The 19794-nt window shown below is 71.2% G+C and carries 20 protein-coding genes; 1 reads left to right on the top strand and 19 read right to left on the bottom strand.

From position 1 onward, the window contains the following. Positions 1-454 precede the first annotated feature (454 nt). The 4 genes from AB0C25_RS03235 to AB0C25_RS03220 are packed head-to-tail and all read right to left on the bottom strand — an operon-like array spanning position 455 to position 5575. Positions 455-736 carry a hypothetical protein gene (locus AB0C25_RS03235; RefSeq protein ID WP_357368992.1) on the bottom strand — a complete coding sequence of 94 codons (282 nt, stop codon included), beginning with the start codon at positions 734-736 and terminating at the stop codon, positions 455-457. Next, complete coding sequence (locus AB0C25_RS03230; RefSeq protein WP_357368990.1) at positions 720-4808, bottom strand: toxin glutamine deamidase domain-containing protein; 4089 nt, start codon at positions 4806-4808, stop codon at positions 720-722. Before AB0C25_RS03230 ends, AB0C25_RS03235 begins: the two co-directional genes overlap by 17 nt. A 15-nt stretch (positions 4809-4823) precedes the next feature. Continuing rightward, entirely contained in the window at positions 4824-5156 is a 333-nt protein-coding gene (locus AB0C25_RS03225) for a hypothetical protein (RefSeq protein ID WP_357368988.1), read from the bottom strand. Next, complete coding sequence (locus AB0C25_RS03220; RefSeq protein WP_357368986.1) at positions 5153-5575, bottom strand: YbaB/EbfC family nucleoid-associated protein; 423 nt, start codon at positions 5573-5575, stop codon at positions 5153-5155. Before AB0C25_RS03220 ends, AB0C25_RS03225 begins: the two co-directional genes overlap by 4 nt. 79 nt (positions 5576-5654) lie before the next feature. Between AB0C25_RS03220 and AB0C25_RS03215 the strand changes: the two genes are divergently transcribed. Next, positions 5655-6896: an SUKH-3 domain-containing protein gene (locus AB0C25_RS03215; protein ID WP_357368983.1), complete on the top strand. Its 1242-nt coding sequence runs from the start codon at positions 5655-5657 to the stop codon at positions 6894-6896. A 9-nt stretch (positions 6897-6905) separates the two neighbouring features. On the opposite strand, the gene AB0C25_RS03210 is transcribed toward AB0C25_RS03215, so the two are convergent. The 15 genes from AB0C25_RS03210 to AB0C25_RS03140 all read right to left on the bottom strand — a co-directional run bounded on the left by AB0C25_RS03210 (position 6906) and on the right by AB0C25_RS03140 (position 19345). After that, positions 6906-7580 carry a hypothetical protein gene (locus AB0C25_RS03210; protein WP_357368981.1) on the bottom strand — a complete coding sequence of 225 codons (675 nt, stop codon included), beginning with the start codon at positions 7578-7580 and terminating at the stop codon, positions 6906-6908. Between the two features lie 57 nt (positions 7581-7637). Further along, positions 7638-8315, bottom strand: coding sequence for a M15 family metallopeptidase (locus AB0C25_RS03205; RefSeq protein WP_357368979.1), 678 nt, complete (start codon positions 8313-8315; stop codon positions 7638-7640). Next, positions 8312-9442, bottom strand: coding sequence for a D-alanine--D-alanine ligase family protein (locus AB0C25_RS03200; RefSeq protein ID WP_357368977.1), 1131 nt, complete (start codon positions 9440-9442; stop codon positions 8312-8314). Before AB0C25_RS03200 ends, AB0C25_RS03205 begins: the two co-directional genes overlap by 4 nt. Then, complete coding sequence (locus AB0C25_RS03195; protein WP_357368975.1) at positions 9439-10452, bottom strand: pyridoxal-phosphate dependent enzyme; 1014 nt, start codon at positions 10450-10452, stop codon at positions 9439-9441. The genes AB0C25_RS03200 and AB0C25_RS03195 overlap by 4 nt, the downstream gene beginning before the upstream one ends. A gap of 70 nt (positions 10453-10522) precedes the next feature. Beyond that, a complete protein-coding gene (locus AB0C25_RS03190) occupies positions 10523-11587 on the bottom strand; it encodes a HAMP domain-containing sensor histidine kinase (protein ID WP_357368973.1) in 1065 nt (354 codons plus the stop codon). Then, complete coding sequence (locus tag AB0C25_RS03185; protein WP_357368971.1) at positions 11584-12249, bottom strand: response regulator transcription factor; 666 nt, start codon at positions 12247-12249, stop codon at positions 11584-11586. Before AB0C25_RS03185 ends, AB0C25_RS03190 begins: the two co-directional genes overlap by 4 nt. A gap of 213 nt (positions 12250-12462) precedes the next feature. Then, positions 12463-12702 carry a hypothetical protein gene (locus AB0C25_RS03180; protein ID WP_357368969.1) on the bottom strand — a complete coding sequence of 80 codons (240 nt, stop codon included), beginning with the start codon at positions 12700-12702 and terminating at the stop codon, positions 12463-12465. Between the two features lie 84 nt (positions 12703-12786). Continuing rightward, the gene (locus AB0C25_RS03175) at positions 12787-13596 is read right to left on the bottom strand and encodes a G5 domain-containing protein (protein ID WP_357369063.1); all 810 of its coding nucleotides are present in this window, start codon (positions 13594-13596) and stop codon (positions 12787-12789) included. Between the two features lie 269 nt (positions 13597-13865). Further along, positions 13866-14693: an ABC transporter permease gene (locus AB0C25_RS03170; protein WP_357368967.1), complete on the bottom strand. Its 828-nt coding sequence runs from the start codon at positions 14691-14693 to the stop codon at positions 13866-13868. Continuing rightward, positions 14690-15589, bottom strand: a complete 900-nt coding sequence (locus AB0C25_RS03165) for an ABC transporter permease (RefSeq protein ID WP_357368965.1) — start codon at positions 15587-15589, stop codon at positions 14690-14692. The genes AB0C25_RS03170 and AB0C25_RS03165 overlap by 4 nt, the downstream gene beginning before the upstream one ends. Continuing rightward, positions 15586-16737 (bottom strand): ABC transporter ATP-binding protein, encoded by a 1152-nt coding sequence (locus tag AB0C25_RS03160; protein ID WP_357368963.1) that lies wholly within the window; start codon positions 16735-16737, stop codon positions 15586-15588. The genes AB0C25_RS03165 and AB0C25_RS03160 overlap by 4 nt, the downstream gene beginning before the upstream one ends. Before the next feature lie 4 nt (positions 16738-16741). After that, the gene (locus AB0C25_RS03155) at positions 16742-17926 is read right to left on the bottom strand and encodes a spermidine/putrescine ABC transporter substrate-binding protein (protein ID WP_357368961.1); all 1185 of its coding nucleotides are present in this window, start codon (positions 17924-17926) and stop codon (positions 16742-16744) included. Between the two features lie 282 nt (positions 17927-18208). After that, positions 18209-18403, bottom strand: a complete 195-nt coding sequence (locus tag AB0C25_RS03150; protein ID WP_357368960.1) for a DUF397 domain-containing protein — start codon at positions 18401-18403, stop codon at positions 18209-18211. Between the two features lie 19 nt (positions 18404-18422). Next, on the bottom strand, positions 18423-18611 hold the full coding sequence (locus tag AB0C25_RS03145; protein WP_357368959.1) for a DUF397 domain-containing protein: 189 nt from the start codon (positions 18609-18611) through the stop codon (positions 18423-18425). After that, a complete protein-coding gene (locus AB0C25_RS03140) occupies positions 18602-19345 on the bottom strand; it encodes a DUF5753 domain-containing protein (protein ID WP_357369060.1) in 744 nt (247 codons plus the stop codon). Before AB0C25_RS03140 ends, AB0C25_RS03145 begins: the two co-directional genes overlap by 10 nt. Positions 19346-19794: the final 449 nt, after the last annotated feature.

The following is a 19794-nucleotide window of genomic DNA, read 5'->3' as shown; positions in this document are numbered from 1 at the left end:
CACCGTAGATCAACAGGGGCGCGGCCAGCGGCTCGATCACCACCACGAGCCCCGTCAACCCTCGCCGACCAGCACAAACAGGATGCAACTAGCCCATTGAACTCGGGCTGTCCCACGGCCTCGGATGCCCCGACTTCACCAAACCCGAGTCGATCACCCTCGCTGCGGACCTTCGGTACCGTCGCTGGCGGCACCACCGTCCGGGCCACCCTTCGCGGGGTCGCCGTCGGTTCGCCCCTTCCGCTTCGTCCTCAACCCTGCTTTCCAGGAAACGGGCATGCAGGATTCGGCCCGCCCCACCTCACTCAGCCCGAGCGCTGCTCGCAGACGGACCAAAAAGCGGTCCACGTGCCCGTGCCGAGCAACCACCCAATTAGCTGACATTCGCTTCCCTGACAACCCGTCCGATCCCGGAAGTGGGAGTGTCCGCTAGACCTCGCGGATGCGGCCAGTTCTAGCGATCACTGTTACTACCAACCCTGAACATCGCGCGAATTGAACTCTCGTCAGGCAACTTCTCACCCCCGGTGACCGCCTCGACCACTGCCTCGACCGCAGCGCGGCTGACGCTCTTATAGCGGCCCACATTACGGTAGTCATCCAGAAAGCGCACAACGAGGTCCGGGTCATAGGCCCATACTCGAGCGCGATGATCCCAAAGAATAGCCTGACCAAGTCCCGCATCCATGACGAAAATGCCAACCAGCCTTTCCTGGTCATCAGTCCGGTAGATCACGTAGTAACTCAACAATCTCCCGCTCCAACTCTTCTGCAACGTTCGGCGCTACTGGGAAGTCCCGCGACCCTAACCCAAAATTCTGCACAACCTGGGGGAGGCTCGTCCCGTGCTGGGCCAGCCACACGTGGTACTCGCGCCAAGCGTCAATGTTCTGGCTAATCCACTTGGCGAAGGTGGCATCCTTGGCCGGAAAACGAGAATCCAGCCCGCCTGGCAGGGAATTCGGGAGGCCACGTTCGCGGTTCGCGGCGAGCATCCGCAGCAGTGACTCGAATCGTCGTTCGGAGCGGTTCGACGGCCGCCGAACCACCTCATAATCTTCATGAGTAGCCAGCCAGGCCTCCCGCGATGCCGGGGTGTGCAGTTGCAGCTCGACCAGCATTCCGTCGAGCAAACGAAGGGTGCAGTTCAAGCCGTAGAATCGGTTACCCTTCCGCCAAAAGTTCTTGCAGGCTGAGGCCGGCACTGAGATCCCAGCTTCGACCAGGCCAGCAATAATCCGGTCTACGGCTTTGGTGTAATGCTCTGTGGACGGTATCTCAAAGCAGAATCTTAGGACGTCGTTGACACTCGCTACGAACTCCGTAACGTCAACCTGCTCGACGCGCGCCTCGTCGAGGTACTTGCGTGCCAACGATTCAAGCCCTTTTACGCGAAAATCGCGGCCCCGTAGTCGGATTGGATCAGCCAGGCCGAGCGTGTCGGTCACGACCTGCCCGACTTGCATCAAAACATCTTCGACCCGGTCAGCGGCACCCCGAGCACGCTCGCGAAGGTCTGTCAGCGTCACCAACTCCGAGGTCGTGAGCTGAGCGAGATCGGGACCTATCTGACCGGGTTCGCTTGAGTTCGCTCCGCCGTCGCCCGCACTCGCCGATCCCGGACCGTCCAGCAGCAGATACATCCGGTTGATGTACGGGTCACCGTGGCCGGCGTCGCCGTCTGCCGAAGGGTGGTCGGGCAGGTCGGGCCGCTCACTGAACCGGCCGCGGGGCAACCCGCTGAGCGGCATCGGCCGGCCGTCGCCGCCCAGCACCAGCGAGTCGATGCCGACCACGTCGGGGTACAACGGCCGGTCCCGGACCAGGCCGTTCTGCGGGTCCACGTAGAGCACCGTGCCGTTCTGGTTGAGCGCCACCCACGCGTGCGAACCGCCGTGCGGCCACTCGGTGACCAGGAACGCGTAGCTGCCGTGGCCGCCCAGCACCAGTTGGTCGTGCAGGTTGCGGTAGCTCCGGTCGGCGGCCTGCCGCGCCTGCTCGCCGTACGTCCGCTGCCCGGACGGCGGGGCGAGGAGCCGCTGGAAGCGCCCGCCGGTCACGTCCTCGACCCGGCCCGGGCCGCCTGCCTCGCCACGGATCGGGCGTCGGATGTCCCCGTCCAGGTAGCCGTCGAAGGTACGCGGCGCCGACACCCGAGGCCGCCCGTGCACCCAGGTTTCGAACATCGACAGCGTGCAGTCCAGGCAGTTGATGCCCCGGGTGGCGTCGGCCCTGGGACCTCCGTCGTTCAACAGCCGGAACCAGCCGCCCCGGCGGGGATCGGCGGTGCGGGTGACGGTGCCGTCCGGATCGCGGGGCATCTGCCGTTCGACGTCGACCTGGTGCAGGGCGAGCGGTGGACGCAGTCCTCCCGGCCGCCCGTACGGCCGGGAGTCGTCGATCGGCGGGGGTGTGTCGTCGCCGGTGAGCCGGGACGGACCGGAGGTCTCCACCGCGCCGAGCGCGAGCGCGCCGACGTCCCGGTTGGCGTGTTCGAAGGCGGTGGCGCCGATGTCCACGACCGGTGGCGCCGTGGTGCCGGCCAGCACCGCGTCCGCCAGGTCACGCCACTGGGTGTACGCGCGTGTCTCGTCGTACGCGGCCCGCTGCCAGCCGTCGGCCCACTGCCGGTGACCAGCGTGGTGCAGTTGTCCGGCGTACGCGGCGTACTCGGTGGCCCGGCGATCGTGCTCGGCGGCCCGGGCGCGCAGTCGGGTGGCCTCGGCGTGCCGGCGATTGCGCTCGAACCCGGTCCGCTGCGTTTGGTGGTGGCCGTGGTAGCGCCGCCGCTCGGCGGCTTCCGCCTCGGCGGCCCACTGCGCGGCGTACCAGTCGATGGTGTCGGTCGTGGGCGTCACCGGATCGCCGAACGCCACGACCTCGACGGGGACGGACGCCCTGCCCCGGGCCGGATGATCGGGCGCGCGCCGCTCCCGCGCCGGGGCGAGCAGTCGTCCCACCTCCGGGTTGGCGACGGTGACCGGCGATGTCGGGCCGGCGGCGGTCGTCGGCGTCGGCGTGGCGGTCGACGGTGACCAGGCGACCGGGCCGTAGGTGGTGGCGTGCGGCGAGTTGCCGACGTGGCCCGGCGCGACCCCGGTGGCCGGCCCGCTGGTCGGCCCGAAGGCCCCGGCCCCGGGCGCGGCCACCGACGAGACCCCGGGAGCGACCACCGACGACAGCCCGGGAGCCGCCACCGGCCCGACCCCGGGTGCGGCCACCGACGAGACCCCCGAAGCGACCACCGGCAAGACCCCGGGAGCCGCCACCGGCGAGACGCCAGGAGCAACGGCCGACGGTTGCCCGGGAGCCGCCACCGGCGACGGCCTTGGGTCGGCGGCGGTCGGCGGCGGCGTCGGATCGGCCGCGACCGGGGGTGTGGCGCTGGCCTCCTTCAGGAGAGGCCCGTCCGTCGACGGCATCGGGGTGTCCACGTCGGACAGCGCGGTGACCGACGGTGGTGTCGACACGTGCAGGTCCGCGGCGGTGGCGGGCGGCGGTGCCGTCGCCTGCGCCGCGGAGACACCCGGCGGATCGGCGCGCGGCGGCAACCCGTGGTCCGGTGGCGACGTGGCGGCGAGAGGCGTCGCCTGCGCCGGAACGTTCGGAGCCGAGACCATGCCATTCGAACCAGCCGCGTCCGCCGCCACCGTGGACGAGCCCACACCCGCTGCCGACGTGGCCGCACCCGCACCAGCCTCGGCCGACCGGGACGCCCCCGAGCCGGACGGATCGCCGGCGTCCGTCGCCACGGAAGGGAGGGAAGGGCCGGTGAACGACGCCCCGGCGAGGGCGTCGGCCTGCGCGTCGAGCCGGGTGCGCAACGCGTGGTCGGTCTGCCCGGTGGCCGAACCGGTGGCCCCGGACGCGGCGGCGCGCGCCACGTCCTCCAAAGAGGTCAGTCCCTGACCGGTGGCCAGGCTGGCAGCGCTGTCGGCGAGCACCTCGCCGGTCATCTCCCGCCCCAGGTGCTCCCCGACCCGAGCCACCCGCCCGGTCGCTTGTCGGCCCAGCCCGGCCAGCGGCGCCACCGCCCCGCCGGCGAGGCCACCGACCGCCGACGCGCCGAGGTCGGTCAGGTCCAGGCCGTGTGCCCGCCCGGTGGAGTTCTGGTACGCCTGGGTGGCCAGGGTGACCCCGGCCTCCTCGGCGGCTTCCTCCAGCCCCTCCCGGGCGGCCCGCCTGGTGAAACCGCGCACCCCACCCCGGGTGACCTCCTTGGCCGCCCGCTCGCCGGCCTCCTTGAGCCCGTGTCTGAGGGACTTGCTGGCCAGTTGGCCCAGCAGCCGCTTGAAGATCTGTTGGACCAGCAGCCGGGTCGCGGTGATGGCCGCGCCGGCCGCCGGGCTTGCCGCACCCGCGGTGAGCACCGCCGCGACCGCCACCGAGAGCAGCTCGACGACCAGGATGCCCAGCTCGATCCAGACCTCCAGCTTGGCGCCCTCGATGTCGCAGCCGCACTCCTCGACCAGCCGACCCAGATCGGCGGCGACCGCGAGCAGCACGGGCAGCGGGGCGTCGGCACCCTCCGCGATCCCCCGCCAGGCCACCTCGAACGCCGCGTCGACCGCCCCGACACGGCCGTACCCGTCGTGCACGTCGGCGGCGGCCGTGGCGGCATCGGTGTACGGGCCGGAGAGGACGCCGGCGATCGCGTACCACTGGTCGGCGACGTCCCAGACCGCCCGCTCGTTGCCCTCCGGCCACTGCACGCCGACCACCCAGTCGAGGGCCTCGTAGATCCAGCCCGGCACGTCCCAGGGTGCGTGGTCCAGCGGGTGCGGGATCGGGCTCGGCAGCACACTCATCGCAGTCGCCGGCCGTCAGCGCCTGTCGGCGGCCCGACCGAACCGGGCAGCGCTGCCCCCGTCGGTCTGCACGCTCGCGTCGACGGCGTGGACCACGTCGCCGCCCATCTCGGTGAGCCGGTGCCCGACGCCCGCCCAGGCCCGCAGCACGGTCTGCTCGAACCCACGGTAGTTGCGCTCGAACGCGGCGCCGATGTCGTCGCGACCCCACGGCCGGGCGCCGCTGGCGGCCTCGATCGCGCCGCCTTCCGCCGCTCGACGGGCCGTTACCGCCTCACCAGCGAGCGCCAGGTCGGCCCCGCCCCGGCGGGCGCGGGACGGATCGAGCCAGAGCTGTCCGTCGGTCATGGCTGCCCCGCACCCCTGCCGAGAACGGTGTCGGCCCGGCCGAGCAGCGCGGCGTAATCCCCGGTGCGCAGGAAGTCCGCCGACCCGGAGCCGGCCGGCATGATCTCGGCGACGAGGTCACGGGTGGCGTCGGCGGCGTCGGTCGCGGCGGCCCGGATCGTCTCGGTGATTTTCCGGCCGAGTGCCCCGGCGTCCCGCTCGCGGTAGACGGCCGGCGTCACCTCGACCTCGATCAACTGCCCCTGGGCGCCCACGGTGGCGGTCACCTGGCCGTCGGCCGACCGCCGGGTCACCCGCAACTCGGCGAGGCGCGTCTGCAAGTCGTCCAAACCGGACCTGAGCTGCTGGTACTGCCCGTACACGTCGTCGAATCTGGCCCGTAGGTCGCGGTTGGCGTGCCGGTCCGCGTGTTCGCTCACCGCTGCCCCTCCCGTCACAGTCGGTAGAGCAGCACCATACCGGCCGCCATCGATTCGTGTAATCCGGTAGTTTCAGTGCGTGATCGACCGTCAACAGGCCGAGCAACTGGCGGCCACCTGGGCCCGCCGCGACTCGCAGCGCCTCGGCCACGAGTGCACGGCGATGGTCGACGAGTTCGACCTCGGCTTCGTCATCACCTCAGTCGTCCCCACCGAGGTGCGCACGATCCCGGGGGACCTGCCGACGACGGTCATCGACAAGCAGACCGGCAAGGTCACCACCTGGCCGCGGGTGCCGAGCGACGTGGTGGCGGATCTGTACCGACGCAGCCAGCCGGCCGGGCCGACCGCTCCCCGCACCGTCGACCCGTCGAGTCTGCTGGTCCGGGAGATCCATCGGATCGCCACCCCGAACACGACCGCGCACCTGACCCTCGAGGGCCGGATCTGGACGGCCCAGGGCACCAGGGCGGACGTCCCGCTCAACCATCACCCGCTGGTCCGCACCTACCTCGACCACTTGCCTCCGGGCGACCTGGTCCGCGGGGGCGAAGCCCACGCCGAGCTGATCGTGGTCTCCGACGTGCTGCACGAGTACGACCACCGCCGAGCCACCGAGGGCATCGCGCCGATGGGTCGGGCCGAGGCGGCGGCACTGCTGGCGGACGCCCGGTTCGAGATCTTCCGGGTCCGGGAGCCGGGTGATCCGGCTGGCGGCCCCGCCGAGCTGCCCTGCGATTCGTGCATCACGTTCCTGGTGCGCGCCAACGTCCTGCCGGAGTCGGCTCGGGCGTACACCGAGACCTGGCGTGCCCCGGCGGAACCCGATCCCGACCCTGGCCGCTTCCCGGCGGAGGTCGCCAACGCGCTGGTCGCGGCGGGCTGGCGACCGCACATCGGCGATCAGCTCATGGCTGCCGCGGCCGTGCGGGACGTCACCGCGGTGCGGGGGGTGGCCCACCAGCACGCGGTCTTCCCCGCCGCCGTCGAGGCGCTGACCGCGTTCCCCAGCCTGGTCGGTGCTCGACGCGGTCGTGGCGAGCAGGTGTGGATCTCCCGGTTCGACATCCGCCCGCACACCATCGCGCACACCGCCGACACCCTCGCGGACTTCGGGGCGGTGCTCGGCGTACGACTCTTTCCGATCGGCACCGAGCAACAGGACAGCATCCTGGCGGTGGACGAGCGCGGCCGGGTCTTCGCCCTCGACCAGGCCGGCGAGTGGTTCCTCGGCGACACCATCGACGCGGCGCTCACCACGCTGCTGCTCGGCCGCGCCCCCGCCCGGGTCCGCGACGACGGCACCTGGCAGTCCGACTGAGGGCCAGTCTCAGCGCAGCACCTCGACGGTGTTGCGGCGGACCAGGTTCTTGCCGGGCTCGCGGATCTGGTCCATCGCGGCGGAGTTGAGCAGCACACAACTGCCCGACGGGCCGGTCACCGTCACCGTGGTCGCCCGGTTGTTGTCCAGGTTCGTCACCCGCAACCGGGTGCCCACCGGGAACTGGCCGCTGGTCGCCGCGGGTCCGGCCGCCTCCTCGAAGAAGGTGATCGCCCCGGAGCACGCCGAGCGGGGAGCCGCACCCGACGCCCCGGGAGATGCCGCACCGGGGCGGATCGTGCCGGCGGTCGACTGCCCGGCCGGCGGCGCCCCACCGTCCAACCGCTCCACCACGTTGCGGCGGATCACGTTCTTGCCCGGCTCCCGGACCAGCTCCATGGCGGCCGCGTTGAGCAGTACACAACTGCCCGACGGGCCGGTCACCGTCACGGTGGCCGCCCGGTTGTTGTCCAGGTTGGTGACCCGCAGTCGGGTGCCCGCCGGGAAGCGGTCGCTGGTCGCCGCCGGCGCGCCCCCCTCCGCCGAGAAGGTGACCGAGCCGGAGCAGACGGTCGACCGTGCCGGGGCGGTGTCGGCGAAGCCGAAGTTGGTCCCCACCGCCACGCCCGCCGCGGCGAGCACCGCCACGGTCGCTGCCAGCACGTGTCTGCGCTGCACCCTCATCGACGTCACTCCCGTCCTCGGTGGTGTCCTTCCTCCCCTGGTACGGACGGGAGTGCCCTACCGTTCAGCCGGAACGGGCACCGATCGTGCGGCGGCCAGGTCCACCGGCCCGTACCGGGTGTGCGGCGCCCCAGTGATCAGCGCCCAGTAGCGGTCGCCGTACGACCAGTGCCACCACTCGGTCGGGTAGTTCACCATCCCCGCGCCGCCGAGAGCGTCCACCATGATCTGCCGGTGCCGTCGGGCCGTGGCGGAGATCGTGGGCGCGTCGGTGAAACAGGCGTCGTCGCTGTCCTCCGGGGTCGCGTCGATGGCCGTACCCAGGTCGAGTTCCACGCCGTCGTCGGTGCAGAGCGTCAGGTCCACCGCCCCGCCGGTGCTGTGCGGAGCCACCTCGACCGGCGAGACGAACTTCGTGGTCTCCCGGTGCAGCCGCCGCGGGGACCAGTCCGGGTGCCGTCGGCGCAACTCGTCCCGGTAGCCGGTGAAGATGGCCAGCTGCGCCTGGTACGGCCGGTAGCCCTCGACCACCAGCAGGCGCATCCCGGCGGGCAGGGCACGCTGCGCGGCCAGCAGGCGGTCCACGACCGCGGCGCGCAGCCGGGCGTACGCCCCGACCGGGTCGGCCGCCCGGCCGTCGAGCCGCAACTCGGGCAGCTCACGCAGGTCCACGAACGGGTCACCGTCGTCGGCGCTGGGCACCGCGGCCACGCGGGGATCGGAGAGCAGGATCATCGGACGCTCCCCCCGGTGTTGGCCGTCCGTTCCGCGTGCCGGGTACGGGCCAACTCGACGAGTCGGTCCACCACCTCCCGGTACCCGACACCGGCGGCCGCCCACACCTTCGGATACATCGAGTGCGCGGTGAACCCGGGCATGGTGTTCAGTTCGTTGACGTACAGCTCACCGCTCCTCTCGTCGTAGAAGAAGTCGACCCGGGCCAGACCCCAGCCGCCGATCGCGGCGAACGCGCGCAGCGACAGCTCGCGAACCCGCGCGGTCACCTCGTCCGGCAACACGGCGGGAACGATCATCGGGTCGGCGTCGCCGAAGTACTTCTGCTGGTAGTCGAACCACCCGCCGGCCACCCGCACCTCGCCCACCGCCGACGCCTCCGGACGCCAGCCACCGAGCACCGCACACTCCAACTCCCGGCCGGTGACCCCCTGCTCGACCATGACGAGCTGGTCGTGGCGCAGTGCCTCCTCGACGGCGGCGGCCAGGTCGTCGCCCTCGCCGACCCGGGAGATGCCGATCGACGAACCCATGTTCGCCGGCTTCACGAAGAGCGGCCGGCGCAGCCCGAGGACCAGCTTCTCCGGGTCGTCGGCCGCCCGGTAGGTGTGCGCGTCGAACGCGACGTACGGGGTGACGGGGATGTCCTCGGCGCGCAGCGCCCGCTTCATCGCCACCTTGTTCATCCCCACCGCGGAGGCGAGGATGCCACACCCGACGTACGGCACGTTGAGGGACTCCAACAGCCCCTGCACCACACCGTCCTCGCCGAACGGGCCGTGCAGCACCGGGAAGACCACGTCCAGTTCGGCGTGCACCGCGCCGGGGGCGTTGCCCGCGGACACCTGCACGACGCCCGGACGCGGACCGGCCCGCAACTCGACGGCCGGGCCGGTCACCTGGAGGCGGTCGTCGATGGCCCGCTCGCCGGCCGGCCGGTCCCGCAACTGCGCCAGCAGCGCGTCGGGCATCAGCCGGAAACCGCCGCCGCGGGTGATGCCGATGGCGAGCGTGCGGTACCCGCCGCCGCCGAGCGCCCGAGCCACTCCGAGCGCGGACGCGCACGACACCTCGTGCTCCGCCGACGGTCCACCGAACAGGATTCCGATCCGCGTCGGCGCGCTCACGCCGCCACCGCTTCCCTGCTCGGCAGTTCGGCGGGCGGCGGGACCAGCAACCGGGCCACCAACGCCGGCTCCACGTTCCCGCCGGTCAGCACCACCCCGATGGTCCGCTGCCGACCAGCTTCGGGGGTGAGCCGAAGCGCGCCGGCCAGGCCAGCCGCGCCGGACGGTTCGGCGAGCACCTTCAGCTCCGTCAGGATCAGCCGGAACGCCGCCCCGATCTCGTCGTCGTCGACCCGGACGACCCCGCGCAGCGCGTTCCGCACGATCGCGAACGGCAACTCACCCACACAGGACGGCCGCAGCCCGTCCGCGATCGTGGGCACCGGCGCGACCGGGACACGCTCACCGGCCTCCAGGCTACGGGCGAGCGAGTCACAGCCGACCGGTTCCACGCCGTACACCTCGATGCCCCTGCCGGCCGCGGCCAGGCAGGCGCCCGCGACCCCGCCACCACCACCCACCGGTACGACGAGCGTGTCCAGCGGTGTGCCGACGCGCTCGGCCTCCTCGATCAGTTCGAGGCTGGCGGTGCCCTGCCCGGCGACGACGTCCGGGTGGTCGTACGCGTCGACGACGGGGTGACCGCTCTCGTCGTGGAGCCCGTTGGCCACCGCCACCCGCTCCTCGACGCCGGTGCCGGCGAACACCACCCGCGCCCCCGCCGCGCGGGCCCGGTCGACCTTCGTCGGTGCCGCGTCGACCGGCAGCACCACGGTCGCCGCGATCCCGTGCTGCCGGGCCGCCAACGCCACCGCCACCGCGTGGTTGCCGGTGCTCTGCGCGATCACCCCTCGGTGGCCGGCCGCGGCGAGCCGGCCGACCGCCCGCAGCGCGCCACGCATCTTGTACGAGCCGCCGTCCTGGAGGTTCTCCGCCTTGAGCAGGACGCGCGCCCCGGCCAGACTGTCGATCACCGGGGACCGCAGCACGGGTGTCCGGACCACGCGGCCGGCGAGCCAGCGGGCGGCCTCCTCCACATCGGCCCGGACCTGGGCAACGGTGCGTGACATCGGTTTCTCCTTTCGGGCACACCACGGGTCGGATCCGCCGTACGCGGACCCGGAGCGACGGTGTGGAGCGCTAGGTCACATTGGGTAGTTGGACGTCGACCCGTAGGCCGCCGTGCTCGGCGGGACGGGCCGCGATGATCCCGTCGTGTGCCTGGGTGATCGAGCGGGCGATGGCGAGGCCGAGACCGGCGCCTCCGCCCTGCGCGGTGCGGTCCCGGGTCAGCCGGCGGAACGGCTCGAAGAGACCGGCCACCGCCTCGGCCGGCACGGGCTGACCGGTGTTGACCACGGACAGCGCGGGCGCCCCGCTCACCGCGACGGTCAGCGAGCCGCCCCGCCGGTTGTACTTGATCCCGTTCTCCACCAGGTTGCTGACCAGGCGTTCCAACAGCACCCGCTCGCCCACCACAATCCGGGGCGCCAGATGGATGTCGATGGTGACGGCGGCTTCGCGGGCCCGGTCCTGGTAGCCGGCGAGCACCGCCTCGACGATCGCGTCGAGCCGCTGCGGTATCCGCGACCGCAGGCCCTGGTCACTCTCGCTGAGCGCGAGCAGACCCTCGATCAGCCGTTCGTTGCGCTCGTTGGTCTCGAGCAGTTGGGCGGTCAGCAACTCCAACTGCTCAGCCGAGAGCGCCTGGGCCATGCCGACCTCGATGAGCGTCCGCTGCACCGCCAGCGGGGTACGCAGCTCGTGCGAGGCGTTCGCGGCGAACCGCCGCTGCCCCTCGTACCCCGCGGAGATGCGTTCCATCATCTCGTCGATCGCCCGGGACAGCCGGGCCAGCTCGTCGCGCCCCCGCGGGCGGATCCGGTGGCCGAGGTTCTGCGGGCCGACGTGCCCGATCGGCCCGGCCAGGTCACGGACCGGGCGCAGGCACCACATCGCGCCGAACCAGAGCGCCGCCAGGACCGCCACGGTCACCAGCAGTACGGCCACCAGGGGCAGCACGAACGCCCCCGGCCGCACCCCGGCACACACCGTGCTGAGCCCGGGCAGGGGTACGTCGCAGAACTGCTGCCCCCAGTCCCAGGTCACCCCGGCCAGCCATTTGCCCATCGTCGGGAGCACCGGCCCCGTCAGCAGTGCCAACAGACCCACGAGCAGCACCCGACGTCGCGGCGTCCAGCTCACGCCGTACCGCCGATCCGGTAGCCGGCCTTCGGAACCGTGTGAATGATCGTCGGATCGCCGAGCTTCTTCCGGAGAGTCATCACGGTGACCCGTACCGCGTTCGTGAACGGGTCGGCGAACTCGTCCCAGGCCTGCTCCAGCAACTCCTCGGCGCTGACCACCTGGCCTTCGGCCCGCAGCAGCACGTGCAGCACGGCGAACTCCTTCGGGCTCAGGGCGAGCGGCCGGCCGTCGCGGGTGACCACGTGCCGGCCCACATCCAGCGTCAGGCCGTCCTGGCTGAGTACCGGTGGCAGCGCCGGGGTGGACCGACGGCCGAGAGCCTGCACCCGGGCCACCAGTTCGGCGAAGGCGAACGGCTTGGTCAGGTAGTCGTCCGCACCGAGCCCGAGCCCCTCCACCCGGTCCCGGATGCCGGCCGCCGCGGTGAGCAGCAGAACGCGGGTGCCGACCTGTGAGTCGGCGATGCTGCGGCACACCTCGTCGCCGGTGTGCCCGGGCATGTCCCGGTCCAGCACCGCGACGTCGTACCGGTTGACCCCGATCCGCTCCAGCGCGCCGTCGCCGTCGTAGCAGACGTCGACGGCCATCGACAGGCGGCGCAGCCCTTCGGCCACCGTGTCCGCCAACAACCGCTCGTCGTCCGCCACCAGCACCCGCACGTTTCCGCTCCCCCGAGTTCGGCCTGCCCCGGCATACCGTCGCAGGCCCGGGTTAAGGGTTCTGTAAGCACCCGTAGACAGCCATCGTCCACGGCAATGCCCCAGGGACAAGTCACCGCGACCCGGAGGACCGTCGGGTTCGTGCCTATCCCAGGCCGCCCGCGCCGTCCGTCCCCGACAACCCCAACGGGTCACGGCCGGGGGTGAGCTGCGTCACGAATCGGGGGCGGCGGCACCGGACTTCTGCGGGGCACCGGCCACCGGCCGGGCAGGCCACCGGCCGGGCAGGCCACCGGCCGGGCAGGCCACCGGCCGGGCAGGCCACCGGCCGGGCAGGCCACCGGCCTGGCAGGCCACCGGCCGGGCAGGCCACCGGCCGGGCAGGCCACCGGCCGGGCAGGCCACCGGCCGGGCAGGCCACTTGGTCCCGAGAGCGGTATACCTGTGAGTCATAAATATGACCCACAGGTATACCGCTCTCCGGCGGATCCCAACCCCCGGAGGTAACGCTGCGTGAGCACCGGTCGCCGGGCGCTCTCAGTCGCAGGCCGTGCCGTCGCCGTCGCGGTCCAGGTCGTAGATGTCGTCGCCGATCACCCTGATGGGTCCACCGACGTAGGCGGGGCCGTTGCCGCTGCCGCCCGCGCAATCGACGTCGCTGGCGATCGGGACACAGCCACTGTAGTTCGGGTCGCACGTCGACGACTGCGGCTTCTTGGTGCCGACGGCGACGACCTGGGTCACCGGCTGCTTCGTCACCGTGGACTTGACCAGCTTCCTGGACGTCCGCACCCCGTTCGTGGTGGTCACCTCGTACGTCAGGGTTCGCACTCCGTTGACGCCCTTGGTCCGGACAACGCGCTTGCCCTCGGCCAGGGACGCGTCCTTGACGGTCGTCTCGCCGTACCGGACGGTGGCTTGCTCCGTCTCGGTCCGCACCCGCACGACCGGCGCGGGCGCGGCATCCGGCGAGGCCGGCGCGGAGGACCCGGTGGCGCCGAGCGTGGCGACGGGCGTGGCGACCGCTGTGGCAATCGGCGTGGCGACCGCTGTGGCAATCGGCGCGGCGACCGGCGCGGAAGCCTCGTCGGACGGCTCGGCGGGCGCCGCCACGATGGGTTGCTGCGCCTGCTCGGCGGCCGTGCCGGTCTTGGTCGGCTCCGGTTCGCCGGCCAACGCGCCGATGATGGCGGTGCCGGTACAGCAGAGCAGCAGGATCGACAGGGTCACCGAGCCGAGGATCACGGCGGTCCGACGGGCAGGACTGGCCCGACGGAACCAGCTCGGGCGGCCGCCCGGGCCGGACTGCGGTGCGTACGGCGGGCCGGGAATCGGCGGTGGTTGCATCGTCACGGCGATGAGTGTCGTCGCAAACACCGTCCGCAATATCCCCCGTCGTGCTCGTCACCTGCGCCGTTCGCGCCACGCCGATGATCCGTGGGCACGTCTTCGGACGACGGGACGACACCTGCGGCAAGCCCTCAGGCCGGCTGATCAGGGCCGATCGTGCGGCTGAATTTGTCAACAGAAGCCGCAGATCAGGACGAGTGCGCCCTCGCGCGGTCACTCGTCGACACAGGACAGGTGATGTGTCGAGATGCCGTCAGCAGGTGGGCTCAACGCGCTGCCCCCGTCGTACCGACATCCGACGCGGGTCGACGAGCCCGCCGACCCCGCAGCGACGTGAGCCCGGTCAGCAGGAGCGCTACTGCGAACATCGCGGTGCCGATGACGTTCACCTGCGGTGGGATGCCCCGCTGGGCGGCGCCCCAGACGTACATCGGGAACGTGACAGTGGTGCCGGCGTTGAAGTTCGTGACGATGAAGTCGTCGAAGCTGAGCGAGAAGGCCAGCAGCGCGGCGGCCACGATGCTGGGCAGCAGCAACGGCAGGGTGATCCTCCGGAAGGTCTGCCACTCGTTGGCGTAGAGATCCATGGCGGCCTCCTCCAACCGCCGGTCCATCCCGGCCAGCCGCGCCCGCACCGTGACCACCACGAACGACACACAGAACGTCACGTGCGCGACCACGATGGTCCAGAAGCCCTGCGGCACCCCGGCGGACACGAAGAGCGCCAACAGCGACGTACCCATCACCAGCTCCGGGGTGGCCATCGACAGGAAGATCAGCACGTTGATGCCGGACCGGCCGCGGAGGCGGTGCCGGACCAGCGCGAACGCCAGCAGGGTGCCCAGCACGGTGGCGACCACGGTGGCGAGGAAACCGATCTGCACGCTGCGGACCACCGCGTCACACATCTCCGACGTGGCGCAGGGCCGCCGCCAGTTGTCCAGGGTGAACTCGTTGAAGTCGTACGACAGCCGACTCGACGGGCGGTTGAACGACAGGCCGGCCACCACCAGGATCGGCAACGAGAGATAGCCGACCACCAGCAGTGCCACGATCAGCACCCAGTGGTCGGCCAGCCAGCGCCAGAACCTCACGCCATCCCCTCGAAGCCGGCCCGACGCAGGTAGCCGACGACCACCGCGAGGATCGCCGCCATCAGCAGGAACGACAGCGCGGCGCCCTGCGGGTAGTCCAACCGGACCAGGAACGCCGAGTCGACGACGTTGCCGATCATGTACTCGTTGGGGGTGCCGAGCAGCTCGGCGTTGATGTAGTCGCCGCTTGCCGGGATGAAGAACAGCAGCGTGCCGGCGACCAGGCCGGGCCGGGACAGCGGCAGGGTCACCCGGCGGAACGCCTGCGCACCGCTCGCGTACAGGTCGCTGGCCGCCTCCAGCAGCCGGTGGTCCAGCCGCTCCAGGCTCGCGTACAGCGGCAGCACCAGAAACGGCAGAAAGTTGTACGTCAGGCCGAGCACCACCGCCAACGGCGTGGCCAGCAGCCGTCCCTGCGGCGCGAGCAGGTGCACGTCGCGCAGCAGACCGACGAGCACGCCGTTGTCCGACAGGATGGTCTTCCAGGCCAGCGTCCGGACCAGAAAGCTGGTGAACATCGGCGCGACCACGCACACCAGCAGCAGGTTCTTCCACCGCCCGGCCTTCTGCGCAATCGCGTACGCCAACGGGTAGCCCAGCAACAGCCCCAGCACCAGGGCCAGCCCGGCGTAGCCGAACGAGCGCAGGAACTGCGGCCAGTACGCCTGCACCACGTCCGGGTAGTTGCCGAACGCCCAGGCCATCGCGTACCCGGTGGAGAGCGAGCCGCCCGGGTCGTAGAGGCTCGCCGCACCGAGTTGCAGCAGCGGCACACCGAAGAAGACGAGCAGCCAGGCCACCCCGGGCAACACCAGGAGGTACGGCAGGAGGCGACGCCGCACGGACCGGACCGCCGGCGACTCCTGCCCCGCTCCGGTGGGCGCCGGACGGGTCACGAGGGCGCGCCCACCGGCTCGTCGCGCACCGGCGACGTCCGGTCGGTGTCCCCGGCGGCACGGGGCAGCAGGAACGCGTGCCGCGGATCCCAGTACGCCACGGCCGTGCTGCCTACCGCCACCGGCGTCGAGGTCCCGCTGTTGGCCCTGAAGACCGACAACTCGGCGCCCCAGCCGGTCCGCAGCAGATACTGCGTGCTGACTCCCACGTAGGACGCGTCGGTGAGCACCCCGGTGACGTGCTGATGCCCAGCGGGCACCTGGTCGGCGGAGCCGACCAGATTCAGCTTCTCCGGGCGTACCCCCAGGTGGACCGGACCGTGGTCGGACCGGGACCGGCCGGCGGGCACCGAGAAGCGGCTGCCGTGCGCCGTCACCGCGACGTCGCCGCCGCTGACGCCGGTGGCATCGCCGGCGAGCAGGTTGGACTGGCCGAGGAAGTTCGCCACGAACGCGGTGGCGGGAAGCTCGTAGAGGTCGGCCGGCGTGCCCTGTTGCGCGATCCGTCCGTCGTGCATCACCGCGACGGTGTCGGCCATGGTCAGGGCCTCCTCCTGGTCGTGGGTGACGTGCACGAAGGTGATGCCCACCTCGGTCTGGATCCGCTTCAGCTCGATCTGCATCTGCCGGCGCAGCTTCAGATCCAGGGCACCCAGCGGCTCGTCGAGCAGAAGGACCTGCGGCCGGTTGACGAGCGCCCGGGCCAGCGCGACCCGTTGCTGCTGGCCACCGGAGAGCTGGGCCGGCCGGCGGTTGCCGTAGCCGTCGAGCTGCACCAGCGACAGCATCCGCAGGACCTCGCCGTCGACCGAGCGGATGCCGCGTCGGCGCAGCCCGAAGGCCACGTTCTCGAAGACGGTGAGGTGCGGAAAGAGCGCGTAGCTCTGGAAGACCGTGTTGATCGGCCGCCGGTACGGTCGCAGCCGGGTAACGTCCCGGTCACCGAGCAGCACCTGACCGCTCGTCGGTTCCTCCAGCCCGGCGACCATCCGCAGCGTGGTGGTCTTGCCGCAGCCGGACGGCCCGAGCAGCGCGAAGAACGAGCCCGGCCCGATGGACAGGGTGAGGTCGTCGACCGCGGTGGAGGGGCCGAACCGCTTGGTGAGGTTGGCCAGGCGCAGGTGGTCGGCGGGTGTCTCGTGTGCCATCCCGTCACGCCCCGATGACCTGCTGGAACTTGCCCTCGTACTCCTTCTCCTGCTTCTCGTCCAGGGCCATGAACATCGTGGACTTCGACAGCAGAGCCTCGTCCGGGAAGATCAGCGGGTTGGTCGCCAGCTCGGGGTCGATCTTCTCCATCTCGGCCTGAGCGCCCTTGACGGGGCAGATGTAGTTGACGTACGCGGCGAGCCTCGCGGCGACGGCCGGCTCGTAGTAGTAGTTGATGAGCTGCTCGGCGTTCGCCTTGTGGGTGGCCCTGTTGGGCACCATCATGTTGTCGCTGTAGAGCATCACCCCGGAGTCGGGCGCGACGAACCGCACCCTCTCGTCGGCGGCGGCGAGTTGGATGACGTCCCCGGACCAGCCGATGCAGGCCGCGATGTCGCCCTTGGCCAGGTCGGGTGCGTAGTCGTTGCCGGTGAAGCGCCGGATCTGCCCCGAGTCGACGGCCTTCTTGAGTTTGTGGAGCGCGTCGTCGAACTGGGCGGTGGTGAAGTTCGACGGGTCGTGCCCGCCCGCGCCGAGCAGCAGGCCCATCGTGTCGCGCATCTCGCTGAGCGCGGTCACCCGGCCCCTGAGGTCGGGGCGGGTCAGCAGCTCGTCGACCGTACGCAGCTCCTTGGTGACCTTCCCGTTGTACGCCAACCCGGCGAGGCCGGACTGCCACGGGATGGAGAGCTGGTTGTCGGTGTCGAAGGAGCGGTTGAGCAGCGGCGGGAGCAGGTTGGCCCGCACGTTCGGAATGTTCGCCGGGTCGAGTTTCTGGATCCAGCCGAGCCGGCTCATCCGGGCCGCCATCCAGTCGCTCAACACGATGATGTCCCGGTCGGTGCTCTGGCAGGCGGCGAGCTGCTGCCGTACCTTGCCGAAGAACTCGTTGTTGTCGTTGATGTCCTCGGTGTACGTGACCTGGATTCCGGTCTTCCGGACGAACTCGTCCAGGCTGGGCCGCTTGGACTCGTCCTCCTCGTCCACGTCCAGGTACTGCGGCCAGTTGGAGAACGTGAGCTTCTTCTCGGTGCCGGAAAGGTCCTCGCCGACGCAGCCAGCCTCGGTCTGTTGGGCGCCCTTGGTGCCGCAGCCGGCAAGGCCGCCACCCGCGGCGACCAGGGCGGCCGAACCGAGAGCGCCGGTGAGCAGTCCACGCCGGGAGAGGGGCCGGAGGGGGACACGCATCAGTTTTCCTCAGGGTCGGTGCCGTGGACGACTGACACGATGACAAACCGGCAGCACCGGCGGAGCATCGGGGCCGACGCGTCACCGCCCGTGGACGTGCTGACCACGCTCAGCTTGATCCACGCGACGGTCGCTCAGCTTGATCCACTCGGCGTTCCGGAAGTCGGGGTGTCTGCGCGCCGGGACACCGCGCTTTCCCCAAACCCGAGTGGATCAGCGGCCGGACCGACGGCACGGCGCGTTGCCAACAGACCACGACGGCTCAGCGGCCGGACCGACGGCTCAGCGACTGGGCCGGCGAACCGCGTCGACGAAGGACGACCAGGCTTCCGGCGCGAAGGCCAGGGTGCCACCGCCACGATCCTTGCTGTCGCGCACCAACACCCGACCGGGCAGATTGTCGGCCACCTCGACGCAGTCTCCGCCGTTGTTGCTGCTGCGGGTCGCGGTGCGCCAACGGGCGTCGGTCATGTCCATGTCGTGGCCACTTCCCTGATCAGCTCGCTCGGACGAGGCCGACGAAGGACGACCAGGCTTCCGGCGCGAAGGCCAGGGTGCCACCGCCACGATCCTTGCTGTCGCGCACCAGCACCCGACCGGGCAGATTGTCGGCCACCTCGACGCAGGCACCACCGTTGTTGCTGCTGCGGGTCGCGGTGCGCCAACGGGCGTCGGTCATGTCCATGTCGTGGCCACTTCCCTGATCAGCTCGATCGACTGACGTTGGGGTAACGCCTCACCGGTGACGCTCTCCCACCTGCGTCCCAGGCTAGCGATGTCGACGGGATCGGTCACGACCTGGCCGCGGAGCTGGTTGTCGAGATACGCCAATTCCGTCCCGTCGGGCAGGCGGCCGAGCACGAAGGGACCGGCCAGACCGGTGTGCCACGGGCTCTCCGCCGGGATGACCCGCACCTGCACGTGCTCCCACTCCGCGACCGCCGCCAGGTGGGTCAGTTGCCCGGACATCACGGCGCGATCGCCGACGAGCCGGCGCAGCACCACCTCGTCGACCACCGCCACGAACTGCGGTGGGGCGTCGCGACCGAGGACCGACTGCCGTTCGAGGCGGCCCGCGACGATCAGATCCACCTCGGACGGTGCGAGCAGTCCACCTGTGCCCAGCACCGCGCGGGCGTACCCCTCGGTCTGGAGCAGGCCCGGCACGAGCAGAGGCTGGTAGGAGCGGATCGAGACGGCGTCTTGTTCGAGCTCGGCCCACGGTCGGAACCACGGCAGGTCACGTCGGCGGAACGGCTCCGGCCAGAGGTCGGCCGCGTCGCGACGCAACACCCGGGCAACCGCGATCCGGGTACGGGGGTGCGGAATGTGCCCTGCGGCGAGCCACCGCGCGGCCGTCTTGGGGTGGATGCGAACCTTCTCCGCAAGCGATTCGACCGTCTCGCCCGCCTCGGCCATCGCCACCCGCAAAGCCTCGTTCGCCACTCGGACCCTCCCGCCCACGAGGGGTACACCGCCACCTGGTTCGGTGCACGCTGCGGCGCATGTTAACCACGCTGGGTGGTGATGTCTGCGGCCTACCGGCGTGTGGCGGTGAGACATGTCGACACGTTCCCCAGGCGCCCCCGGAACGCCCCAAGACGCTCCGCCAACGTCCTCAACCTGGCCCGCGCCGACCCCTGCGATTGACCCACTCGGCAGCACCGATATGGCGGCATCAACCCGCCCCCAACACCCCGATATCAGCAATCCCGAGTCGATCGAGGCAGCGCCCCACCCGGCAGGGCCGACAGACCGGCCGCACCGCTCGTTGATCATGAGGTTATTGCCACGACACGCCGAGCGGTACGGCTATAACCCCATGATCAACGCGGACTGGCCGCGGGGCCGGAGCGCGGGGGCTGCGG

The organism is Micromonospora sp. NPDC048839, assembly GCF_040649915.1.
In the GTDB taxonomy this organism is placed as follows: domain Bacteria; phylum Actinomycetota; class Actinomycetes; order Mycobacteriales; family Micromonosporaceae; genus Micromonospora.
This window is presented reverse-complemented; position numbering and strand designations above follow the sequence as displayed.

Excerpts from the sequence above, each read along its gene's own strand:
- AB0C25_RS03230 (WP_357368990.1), bottom strand. The coding sequence starts at position 4,808 with ATGAGTGTGCTGCCGAGCCCGATCCCGCACCCGCTGGACCACGCACCC.
- AB0C25_RS03225 (WP_357368988.1), bottom strand. The coding sequence starts at position 5,156 with ATGACCGACGGACAGCTCTGGCTCGATCCGTCCCGCGCCCGCCGGGGC.
- AB0C25_RS03210 (WP_357368981.1), bottom strand. The coding sequence starts at position 7,580 with ATGAGGGTGCAGCGCAGACACGTGCTGGCAGCGACCGTGGCGGTGCTC.
- AB0C25_RS03205 (WP_357368979.1), bottom strand. The coding sequence starts at position 8,315 with ATGATCCTGCTCTCCGATCCCCGCGTGGCCGCGGTGCCCAGCGCCGAC.
- AB0C25_RS03195 (WP_357368975.1), bottom strand. The coding sequence starts at position 10,452 with ATGTCACGCACCGTTGCCCAGGTCCGGGCCGATGTGGAGGAGGCCGCC.
- AB0C25_RS03180 (WP_357368969.1), bottom strand. The coding sequence starts at position 12,702 with ATGACTCACAGGTATACCGCTCTCGGGACCAAGTGGCCTGCCCGGCCG.
- AB0C25_RS03175 (WP_357369063.1), bottom strand. The coding sequence starts at position 13,596 with ATGCAACCACCGCCGATTCCCGGCCCGCCGTACGCACCGCAGTCCGGC.
- AB0C25_RS03160 (WP_357368963.1), bottom strand. The coding sequence starts at position 16,737 with ATGGCACACGAGACACCCGCCGACCACCTGCGCCTGGCCAACCTCACC.
- AB0C25_RS03155 (WP_357368961.1), bottom strand. The coding sequence starts at position 17,926 with ATGCGTGTCCCCCTCCGGCCCCTCTCCCGGCGTGGACTGCTCACCGGC.
- AB0C25_RS03150 (WP_357368960.1), bottom strand. The coding sequence starts at position 18,403 with ATGGACATGACCGACGCCCGTTGGCGCACCGCGACCCGCAGCAGCAAC.
- AB0C25_RS03145 (WP_357368959.1), bottom strand. The coding sequence starts at position 18,611 with ATGGACATGACCGACGCCCGTTGGCGCACCGCGACCCGCAGCAGCAAC.
- AB0C25_RS03140 (WP_357369060.1), bottom strand. The coding sequence starts at position 19,345 with ATGGCCGAGGCGGGCGAGACGGTCGAATCGCTTGCGGAGAAGGTTCGC.